This window comes from Arthrobacter sp. ok909, from assembly GCF_900104405.1.
In the GTDB taxonomy this organism is placed as follows: Bacteria; Actinomycetota; Actinomycetes; order Actinomycetales; family Micrococcaceae; genus Arthrobacter; species Arthrobacter humicola.
The window spans coordinates 1-6,832 of record NZ_FNJS01000066.1; the positions used below are offsets into that span (position 1 = coordinate 1).

Annotated in this window: 7 protein-coding genes and 1 pseudogene; 6 read left to right on the plus strand and 2 right to left on the minus strand. The window is 68.4% G+C overall.

The features are described 5' to 3' along the window. Positions 1–297, plus strand: a pseudogene (locus BLR03_RS23675) (hypothetical protein); the annotation flags it as partial. Positions 298–638: 341 nt separating this feature from the next. Continuing rightward, on the plus strand, positions 639–1,256 hold the full coding sequence (locus tag BLR03_RS23680; protein ID WP_091256980.1) for a uracil-DNA glycosylase family protein: 618 nt from the start codon (positions 639–641) through the stop codon (positions 1,254–1,256). A 10-nt stretch (positions 1,257–1,266) separates the two neighbouring features. Here BLR03_RS23680 and BLR03_RS23685 read toward each other — a convergent pair whose 3' ends face one another. Further along, positions 1,267–2,511: a type II toxin-antitoxin system HipA family toxin gene (locus BLR03_RS23685; RefSeq protein ID WP_091256982.1), complete on the minus strand. Its 1,245-nt coding sequence runs from the start codon at positions 2,509–2,511 to the stop codon at positions 1,267–1,269. Beyond that, on the minus strand, positions 2,508–2,810 hold the full coding sequence (locus tag BLR03_RS23690; RefSeq protein ID WP_091256989.1) for a type II toxin-antitoxin system Y4mF family antitoxin: 303 nt from the start codon (positions 2,808–2,810) through the stop codon (positions 2,508–2,510). The genes BLR03_RS23685 and BLR03_RS23690 overlap by 4 nt, the downstream gene beginning before the upstream one ends. A 260-nt stretch (positions 2,811–3,070) precedes the next feature. Here BLR03_RS23690 and BLR03_RS23695 point away from each other — a divergent pair, with 260 nt between their 5' ends. The 4 genes from BLR03_RS23695 (at position 3,071) to BLR03_RS23710 (ending at position 6,693) form a co-directional block, all read left to right on the plus strand. Continuing rightward, the gene (locus BLR03_RS23695; protein WP_091256983.1) at positions 3,071–3,829 is read left to right on the plus strand and encodes a glucose 1-dehydrogenase; all 759 of its coding nucleotides are present in this window, start codon (positions 3,071–3,073) and stop codon (positions 3,827–3,829) included. 15 nt (positions 3,830–3,844) lie between these two features. After that, positions 3,845–4,801 (plus strand): L-lactate dehydrogenase, encoded by a 957-nt coding sequence (locus BLR03_RS23700; RefSeq protein WP_091256985.1) that lies wholly within the window; start codon positions 3,845–3,847, stop codon positions 4,799–4,801. Between the two features lie 67 nt (positions 4,802–4,868). Continuing rightward, entirely contained in the window at positions 4,869–5,564 is a 696-nt protein-coding gene (locus BLR03_RS23705) for a FadR/GntR family transcriptional regulator (RefSeq protein WP_091256986.1), read from the plus strand. 76 nt (positions 5,565–5,640) lie between these two features. Then, complete coding sequence (locus tag BLR03_RS23710; protein ID WP_091256988.1) at positions 5,641–6,693, plus strand: asparaginase; 1,053 nt, start codon at positions 5,641–5,643, stop codon at positions 6,691–6,693. The last annotated feature ends 139 nt before the right edge of the window (positions 6,694–6,832 follow it).

The following is a 6,832-nucleotide window of genomic DNA, read 5'->3' on the forward strand; positions in this document are numbered from 1 at the left end:
ACCACGCGCACCAACGGCGCCGGACTCTGCGAAGCCTGCAACCACACCAAAGAAACCCCCGGCTGGAACGCCCAGCCCCGGCCCGGCCCCAGACACACGATCCAGCTCACCACCCCCACCGGCCACACCTACCAGTCCACGGCCCCGCCCCTGCCGGGCACGCCACTCAGAACGGAAGCTACCGAGCGGCCACGACCAAGACACCGGCTGCGGCATCGCGCCAAAACCCTCAAACGCTCAGGGCTGATCGGCAGCCTGGATGTGACGAAAGTAAGGGGCGGCGTCGTCAACGCGTAGATCTGAGAAATCGACTCCGTGATGGCGGCCTGCCGCTATCACTCGGGAAACTGAACCTCAGCCAGGGGAACGGACTGTCCCATTGCCTTGTGCGGCGGCAACACGCAAGGCCTGCAGGTACCTTCGCGATCTCGCTATGAGACGGCTCGGACATTTGCATGTCCAGAACGACCCGGCTTAATCAAGTGGTTACCTGCAGGCGCTTTAAGCGTACGCCTGCCCCACCACCGTGGCGAGAGGAAGAAAGCCTCTGGACCCCGCCATAAAAACACGCTCTTCCGCGAAAGCGTAGAGTGGAGGAAGCCGCCTGATTCTGGACGCCGAGTGCTGAGGGAGAAATCGTGACGATTGACTGGGACGAAAAAAAGGCCCTGCTGCAGGAGCCGAACATCGCCGCGGTGACGCAGCTGTGCGACGAGCTCATGGAAAAGAAGCCTGGATCCGTGGTCCCCTACATCGACCCCGTCCATGACGAGGACGAATGCCGGATTGTCAGCCTGCATATCAGCCCCGGTAAGGGCACGGAGTCGGGCTTTGTCTCGCACTTCAACGACGACGAAGCGGCCCGCCGCGCCACCTCCATCTATGAGGCCGCAGAGCTGGACCCCCGCTACGTAATGCCTTGGAACGCCTACCCGTGGGTCCGCGATCCGGACGCCGCCTCGGCCCTGAATGTCCAGGAGAAGACGGACGGACTCCGTCCCTTCCGCCAGTTCCTGAAGATCAACAAGCGCGTCTCGGCGGTCATTGCCCATGGTGCCGACGCCCACTCCTTCCTGACGCTCTTCGAGAAGACCTACCATTCCTCGTTGAAGAACCACGGCGTCAAGATCTACAAAGCCACCGCGCTTGGCGGCCGCGCCTTCGCCGTTTCCCCCGCCAAGCAGGAAGAGCTCCTGGCCAAGAACGTTGAGGTCTACAGGGACGCCATGCAGCGGGCCGGCATCCAGCACCTCTAAGACCAGGACTTCACCCCTCCATCAGCCTGCGCCGGTGTTTGAGCTCCTTGAGCCAATCGCGGGTGACGGCCGTCGAAAACGGCGAGGCGCCGTCGTCGTTCGTCATGGAACTGAACGCCGTACCCGCCTGGAGGTCCGCCAGCAGCGGCCCCGCGGCCTTCAGCGCCAGCTCCAGCGCCTGAACGGCGGCCCGCTCCGTAAGCCCCATCCCCGCTGCCCAGCCCAAAAAGTGCTTCCGGGATATTCCCGTCCGCTTGCCGTCCAGGGTCAGGGCGAGCGTCTTGTCGCCGTAGACCACGGTGGAGGGGATGTCGTACACCGGCGCTATGGACCACTCGCCGCCCGGCTGCTGAAGCATGGAGACATTCTTGGCGTGCAGGTCCCCGTTGCCCGTCAGCCACGCGAACGCCGCCTGGAGGGCCAGATTCCGCAGCGCCGGCAGCGGCGCCGCGCAGTATGCCGCGAGCGCATGGCACACCTGCCCGTAGCCCACGTTGTACTTGTCGGCCGGGTACAGCCCCAGCACCTGCGCCCCGTCCTCGACGGCGAGCCGCTGCACGGCATTCGACGGCGCGCCGGCCGCAGCCGTTGAGATGGGCACCCGGTCGAAGCGCTCCACGAGCAGTCCAGGCCGGCCGGCGACGTCGCGGATCAGCTGGACCCGGCTCAGCGGGATCCGCAGCCGCGCGGCGTAGCGGAACATGACGTATTCGTTCTCGACGACGTGCGGGAACTCGGGCGCGTTGAGCTTAAGGATGTAGCGCCGGCCGGCACTGGCCACCGGCATGGAGATCATCCCTGCGGACAGCTTGTCCTGGACGCCGGCGAGCGCCACCGGGTCGATCAGGCCCGAGTCGCCCAGCAGGGCATCGAAATCCACGGGCGTTCCGGGTTCAAGCTCGACGGCGTGTTCGTCCGGATCCAGCTTCTCCCCGTGGCCCACAATTTGCACGTCACCCACCGGATTGGCTCCGGCCGCGATGAGCAGCGACAGATCATCGTCCACACTGGTCTTGACGGAGCGGCGCAGGGCATTCAGCCGCCGACCCTCCGGCAGAAGCCCGGTGAAATACGGCGGAGCCGCGCCCGCCGCTGACACCACAGGGTCCGCCGTCAGCGGCAGGGAGCTCGCGACCGCGGGTGCCCCGGACGCCAGATACGCCGGCAGGTAACTAAACCTGGTGCCGCCGTCGTGCCGTTCCAGCCGGGCCGCCAGGACGCCGGCCTTGTAGACGTCGGCGATGCGGTGCCTCATGGCCCGACGTCCGTACCGTGATCCGGTTCCCCGGGTGCCCGCAGTTCCCCGGAGGCCCGCTGCCCGGCGAGGGCGCGGGCGGCCGCGCTGGTGCGTGTCTGCACCTGGAGTTCCAGCCCCAGCGTGTCCAGGAGCGCAAGCAGGGAATCCAGCTGCACGGTGCGTTTGCCCTGTTCGACGAACCGGACGAAGCGTTCGGAGACTCCGGCCAGTTCGGCCAGTTCACGCTGCCCCAGCCGGAGCGAGGCGCGCCGCGCGCGGACCTCGGTAGCGAGCTGGTCCGGAAAGGACTTCCCCATGACCGCCTCCCCGTTAATCACGATGCGCCCGATCGGCCGCCTTCATAGGTACGAACGTACCGTTTTCCTCACAATCCCAGTGTAGGGCGGCCAGGCGAGCCAGTACAGAGCAATTTCGGCACGTTCGTACCGGCGGCGCAGGGGGTGTCCACGCCCCTAGGGTCCAACGGCCCTGCCCCTGCCGGGGGCTCGACGAGATGCTGGACAAGGGCGGGCGGCCTGCCCGTGCCCGAACGCGGAGCGGCCCGGAAGGACAAGCCATGGGACGGCTGGACGGCAAAGTGGCATTGATCAGCGGCGGCGCCCGCGGCATCGGTGGGGCCATGGCCACCCGGATGCTGGAGGAAGGGGCCAAGGTGGTGGTCGGCGATGTCCTGGACGAGGAGGGCGCTGCGCTGGCTGCCCGGCTGGGCGACGACGCCCGGTACGTGCACCTGGACGTGACTAAGCCTGCGGACTGGGAGCAGGCCGTGGGCGAGGCCGTCGGCGCCTTTGGCGGGCTCAGCATCCTGGTCAACAACGCCGGAATAGTGAACTTCGGCAGGATCGACGACTATCCGCACGAGCAGTGGGCCAGGATCATCGAGGTGAACCTCACCGGCGTCTTCAACGGCATCAAGGCCGCCGTGCCGGCCCTGGCCCGCTCCAGTTCCGCTGCCATCATCAACGTCTCATCGATCGCCGGACTTCGCGGATACGAACAGCTCGCCGGGTACACGGCGTCAAAGTTCGGGGTCCGCGGCCTGACCAAGAGCGCCGCCCTGGACCTCGGCGGCCTGGGCATTCGCGTCAATTCCGTGCACCCGGGGGTCATCCAGACACCCATGACGGAGGGCATGACCTTCGACACCGGCCACGTCCCGCTGCACCGGGTCGGCCAGCCCACGGAAGTCGCGGACCTCGCCGTCTACCTCGCCGCGGACGAATCCTCCTTCGTTACCGGGGCCGAATTCGTGATCGACGGCGGCGAAACCGCAGGGTCGGTCGCGGCAAACCCGGCCGACGCGCCGGAGACCTAGCCCGAAAGGGGCATCATGTCCGGGAAGAGTGGTTCAAAACTGGCGGTAGTCGGTGCTGGAAGCGTCGGCACCTCCCTCGCTTATGCGGCCCTGATCCGCGGCTCGGCCAGCCACGTCGCTTTGTTCGACGTCAACGCCATTAAGGCCGAGGCCGAGGTGCTGGACCTGGCCCACGGGACGCAGTTCGCCGCCGCGGCGGCGACCGTCACGGGCGGCGGCGACATCTCCGCCACGGAGGGCGCCGACGTCGTGGTTGTGACGGCGGGCGCCAAACAGGCCCCGGGCCAGACGCGCCTTGACCTGGCCGGCACGAATGTCCGCATCCTCGAGGACCTCATGCCCCGGCTGCTGGAGCATGCCCCGGACGCCGTCTATGTGCTCGTCACGAACCCCTGCGACGTCCTGACAGTCGCCGCGCAGAAGATCTCCGGCCTGCCGACGTCGCGCATCTTCTCCTCCGGCACGGTGCTGGATACCTCCCGACTCCGCTGGCTGCTGGCCGAACGCGCAGGAGTCTCACTCACCAGCGTCCACGCCAGCATGGTGGGCGAGCACGGTGACACGGAGTTCCCCATCTGGTCCGGCGCCACGATCGGCCCGGTTCCCATCCGCAACTGGACCGTCGACGGCGAACGGATTTTCTCCTCCGAACTCCTGGCCGAGACCGCGCGCGAGGTGACCCAGGCCGCGTACAAGGTGATCGCCGGCAAGGGTGCCACCAACTACGCCATCGGCCTGTCCGGTACACGCATCGTCGAGGCCCTGCTGCGCGCCGAAAACGCGGTCCTTCCGGTTTCCACGCTGCTGGACGGGCAGTACGGAATCTCCGGCGTGGCGCTCTCGCTGCCCAGCATCGTGGGGCACGGCGGCGTCCTGAAGGTGCTGGACACCCCCATGGACGACGGCGAACTCGCCTCCCTCCACCACTCGGCAGAAACGCTGCAGCAGAGCCTGGCGACGCTCGGGATCTGACCCAACCGGGGGTGAGGTTCCGTCGTCACAGTTGACACCAGGTGTGACCCCTGCCATATTTTAAAGCGTGAACCTGTCAGACAGCCGGACAGCAGGACAGCCCCTCGCCCGCCTCAGCGCGGCCGAAGCGGTATTCAACGTCCTCCGCTTCGACATCGAATCCGGCAAGCTCGGCGTCGGCGCCAAGCTGAGCTCCGAGGCAACGCTCGCCCAGCAGTACGGGGTGAGCCGCTCGGTGGTGCGCGAGGCCCTGCGCTCCTGCACCGCCCTGGGCCTGACCGTCACCAGGACCGGACGTGGCACGTTCGTCGTCGCCAACCACGTGGCAAAGGACCTGGTCCTGGGCCAGTACTCGGCACGCGACCTCACCGAGGCGCGTCCCCACATCGAGGTTCCTGCCGCCGGGCTGGCCGCGGAACGCCGATCGCACGAGGAACTGGACACCATGCGGGACATCGTCGCTGCGATGACCGCCGAGGACGATCCCGAAGTATGGGTGGGCCTGGACTCCAGCTTCCACGCGTTGATCGCACGGGCCAGCCGCAACAAGGTGTTCGAAAACGTCGTCGCGGACATCCGCGAGGCCCTCGCCTACCAGTCCGAGACCCTTAACATGGTGGCTGACCGCAAGCACGCTTCCGACGACGAACACCGGCGCATCCTGACCGCCATCGAAGCCGGCGACGCGGCGACGGCGCGCATCGCCATGAGCCAACACCTCCACGCCGTTGGCGTCGCCCTCGACTCGATCCTCAACTCCTAACAAAAGGCACGGCAGGCGCCGGACACCCGCGCCGGCACCCGACCAGATACCAACAACTCCACCGCCAAAGGACGCAATGATTTCTCCTGCCCTCGCGCACTTCCCGACCCCGCTGGCCCCGGAGCGGCTCCCGCAGCACGCCCCGCTTGCGGTCCAGACCCGCGACGGCCTGGTCGAGAGCGTCCACTACGGCTCCGCGATCGCGACGGCGGCGGACGGCCGGACCCTCCTGGCCGCCGGCGAGCCCCTCGCCCCGTTCTACCCGCGCTCGGCCCTGAAGCCGCTGCAGGCCGTGGCCATGGTCCGCGCCGGGCTGGACCTCTCGGACGAACTCCTGGCCCTCGCGGCCGCCAGCCATTCCGGGGCCGCCGCCCACCGCGACGGTGCGCGGCGCATCCTGGACCTGCACGGGCTGACCCCGGAGGACCTCGAGAACAGCACAGACCTCCCCTACGGCGCCCGCGAGCGCCAGGAATGGCTCGCCAGCGGCGGAAAGGCCACCCAACTGGCCCAGAACTGCTCCGGAAAGCATGCAGCGATGGCTGCCACCTGCGTCATCAACGGCTGGCCGGTCCGCGGCTATCTGGACCCGGAACACCCGCTGCAGCAGCTCGTGGCCCGGACCGTGGCGGAGCTGACCGGCGAGGAACCGGAGCGCACCTCCACTGACGGCTGCGGCACCCCGCTCTTCGCGCTCACCCTGCGCGGCATGGCCCGCGCGTTCGGCCGTCTGGCCGCGGCAGGCGGCCCGGGCGCATCCGGAGACAGCGCGGAAGCCGCCGCCGCACGCGCCATGCGCCGCCACCCCGTGATGGTTGCGGGCGAGGACCGGGACGTCACCGCGCTGATGCGCCTGGTCCCCGGCCTGCTGGCCAAGGACGGCTTCGAGGGTGTCCAGCTGGTGGGCCTCCCGGACGGCCGCGCCGTCGCCGTGAAGATCTCCGACGGCGGGGACCGCGCCCGGATGCCCGTCACCGTGCGGATCCTGGCGGCGCTCGACGTCGACACCTCGTCCCTGGGGCACCTCGCCGCGACCCCTGTGCTGGGCGGCGGGCGGCCCGTCGGGCTCCTGCAGGCCGCCGATTTCCTCGCCACCCCCGAAACCTCCCACGCCGCCGACGCCCAGTAAGGACCGCCATGACCTCGATCGACGAACGCCCGGATTTCCGCTCCGAACACGACCTCCTCGGCGACCGGGATGTTCCCGCCGACGCCTACTGGGGCGTCCACACCCTCCGGGCCGTGGAGAACTTCCCCATCACCGGCCA